Here is a 1,716-nt window from a genome sequence, read left to right on the forward strand (position 1 = left end):
CTGTAGTTAATCAGGCAGGCCGCACCCTGTTCGAACAGACAAGACTTGTTGACAGTGAGCGGCATACCGAAACAATCGCGTTACCTACGGGCACGCCCCCGGGTGTTTACCTCCTTCAGGTTCGTTCCGGACACCATATAAAAACGGTGAAAGTAGTCAGGCAATAAGCGTTCTGAACATACATAATGGATATACTCCGGCGATTGAGACCATCAGCGAATACAACGATTTCAATAAGAATGAATTAGGGTTCAAGTACCCTCAGCATCTTATGCGTTTATTCAAACAGCGGGTTGGCCAATCACGTAATGAGTACCAGATGTTCCAGAATAACTAATTTCCTCTTTTCTGCACGTGTAGACGGGCTTTCCGTTGAGCTGGCAAACCTTATTTTATTTTCTTATACACTAAACAATCAACGCCGTTTCGTACAATAAACTGATATTCCGGATTACCCGTATACTGTTCCAGACTTGCTTCAAACGAATCGTATGGAGTAAGCCCTTTGCGAAACATTGCCTCCCACCCTTTTTTTAATTCTGCTAAAGAGATGACTTCTTCCGTAACTTGTGCTACCCCCTTCATAACCGGCGCTTTATAAACAGGGCGGTTGTTTTTCCAGTGAGTAAACTCATGAACCAGTTGCTGACTAATAATAGCCTTGTAAACAATGGCAGCCAGCGAGCGGATTTGTGCCTTATGCTGTAACTGGTCGTAATACTGCAGCACAAAATGGATGTACTCTTCTTCCAGCTTGCCTTGCTGAAAACGAAGCTTAATATCTGCCAATGCTTTCAGTGACAGACCAATGGCCGTCAGTCGGTTATGAATAGCTTCCGGTAACTCCTCACTGATCATATTGACCATCGTAGGACGCAGCAGAGTAAATGTAACGCCTGTTACGGCTCTGCCATCTTTATTCGGCACATAATCAAATGCCATATCGGTTGCGGCCAGCTCTTCCTGCGCCACATCCAGTACAAAGCGCTTAAAATCAGAGAAGTTGGCATACTTACCAACCAGATTAAACATTTGTTTCATTTCTGCCAGTCCAGACTGAATGACGTCATATTTAAAGGCAGACAATTTCAACAGCCAGTATATTCTGAAGGAATAAAAGCTCCGGAAATTCATTAGCGTCAGTTCCTGCGCCGTAGTGAACCCTCCGCTTAATTCCAACAAATAGGGCTTAACAAAATTGTTAAACTGAGCCATTACATACCCTGACTTTTCTTTATAGCGGCAGGTCGCCATGAGCGGGTTACTGATTATTTCGCGGTTTCCTTTTTCGTCTCTGGATTCGATTGTAACCGTACGGCCTGCAAGCCGTACTACTGCCTTTTTGATTTGAGAATAGGTCTTCCCTCCTACCTTTGAGGCCGTTTTATCGGTTCCGTCTTCAATACTTTTTTTGTCGTCCTGATAAAACAGTTCGTTTACCGGGATTTTACAGATCGAAAACTCCTTATCTCCCCGGTTGATGCGGGCAAGCAGCGCAATGAACAATCGCATTTCCAGCAGCGACATATCATATTGCGCACGGATCAGATCATTATGCTGTGTCAAAGGGCGGTCCGGTCGTTGGTCAGCGCTGAACAGATCAATCTGTGTTCCCAATGTTGACGTAGCTTTCGTCCCTTCATCTCTACGTTTAGCCATAGCTCACCCTTTTGAATTTTAAACAAACATACTTAATCACAAACATTTCTTCTAACG

At 44.3% G+C, this 1,716-nt stretch carries 2 protein-coding genes; one reads left to right on the forward strand and one right to left on the reverse strand.

Translation table 11 applies throughout. The features are described from left to right. Nucleotides 1-167 (forward strand): T9SS type A sorting domain-containing protein (locus tag BLX24_RS34140; protein ID WP_143092916.1); only part of this gene is annotated, 167 nt, incomplete at its 5' end. A 220-nt stretch (nt 168-387) separates the two neighbouring features. On the opposite strand, the gene BLX24_RS30190 is transcribed toward BLX24_RS34140, so the two are convergent. Next, nucleotides 388-1,659, reverse strand: coding sequence for a replication initiation protein (locus BLX24_RS30190; RefSeq protein ID WP_071506893.1), 1,272 nt, complete (start codon nt 1,657-1,659; stop codon nt 388-390). Between the last annotated feature and the right edge of the window lie 57 nt (nt 1,660-1,716).

Origin of the sequence: Arsenicibacter rosenii, from assembly GCF_001870735.1 — a bacterium.
GTDB lineage: Bacteria > Bacteroidota > Bacteroidia > Cytophagales > Spirosomataceae > Arsenicibacter > Arsenicibacter rosenii.

What these genes read in the sequence shown, in the direction of transcription:
- BLX24_RS30190 (WP_071506893.1), bottom strand. Translation starts at nt 1,659, where the DNA reads ATGGCTAAACGTAGAGATGAAGGGACGAAAGCTACGTCAACATTGGGA.